General features: G+C 65.4%; 1 protein-coding gene. It reads right to left on the bottom strand.

The window, feature by feature from the left end; genetic code table 11:
* Nucleotides 1-949: hypothetical protein (locus tag N788_RS10165; protein WP_034224657.1), on the bottom strand; the 949-nt coding region annotated here is incomplete at its 3' end.
* Between the last annotated feature and the right edge of the window lie 191 nt (nucleotides 950-1140).

A 1140-nucleotide genomic window follows, 5' to 3' on the forward strand; every position in this document is an offset into this window, starting at 1 on the left:
GCGCCTGCGACGGGAAGTCGTACAGGCCGTAGGTGCAGTCGATGGCCTGCTCGAGGTTGATGATGCGGTCACCGTCCACGATCAGCGTGTCGGTGGCCACCACCGGGGTGGCGCCCGCGGTGATCGAGAAGTAGATCGCACCGCTCGGGGTGGTGTTGACCGCGCCGATCAGGTTGGACGGGTCGCCGCCGTAGGTGACGCTCGAACCGGGGGCGAACTGGACGCCCGGGCACTCCAGGCGGGCGTAGCGCACTTCACCCGGCGAGAAGGCGTAGCTCACTTCCGTCGAAATATTGAGCGCGCCGGTATTGGTGATCGTGCGCGACGGCGGGATGATCAGTTCTTCGGCGACCAGGGCCGGGGTATTGGTCGCCGGGCTGCCCAGGGCGATGCCGGCCACGGCGAAATTCGACTGCAGGATGACGCGCTCGTCACCGACCCACGCGCCGGTGTTGCTGCCGCAGCGCCAACCGCCTTGGGTGTTTCCGCCGGACGTATGCACGCACATCCGGTCGTCGTTGCCCATGTTGGTGGTATCACAAGAGCTGCGGGTCACCGCCTCACCGCCCGGCGCGAAGCCAAACGAATAGCTCGCGTTGAAATACCACTCGACGCCATTGGAAGACGTCGTGACATTGCCGGTTCCGGTATCAGTGAACACGTCCGCACGCGGAGCCTGCGCGAGGACGCTGTAATTCGGGTCGCCGACCGGACGGCAGGCATACATGATGTTGGTCTGGTCGCAGTTGGCCAGGATGGTGGCGACCGGCGTGCCGGACTCGGCGAAGGTGCTCGAGTAGCAGACGGTCCAACCGCCGGCGGTGACCGTGGCTTCGGGTACGTTCTGCTGGACACCGACCGGCGCGTACTGCGCCGAGGCATTGCCGGCCCACAGCAGGCCACCGGCGGCCAGCAGCGCAGCGTGGATGAGGTGCGATTTGCAAGTCATGTGTTTGAATTCCCCATAAAAAACCGCCAGTGGCGGCAGGCGGCCACTATAGACTTTTGGCCGGACGGCGTCATTGCCAAATTTTGACTTTCCGTGCCCGGACCCCCCGGACCCCCGGACCGGGCCGATGGCCAGCCCAGGCAAAAAAACGGGGCCCGCGAGGGCCCCGTTTCTTTTCATCGGGTGGTACC

The sequence above is a fragment of the Arenimonas donghaensis DSM 18148 = HO3-R19 genome (assembly GCF_000743535.1).
GTDB lineage: Bacteria > Pseudomonadota > Gammaproteobacteria > Xanthomonadales > Xanthomonadaceae > Arenimonas > Arenimonas donghaensis.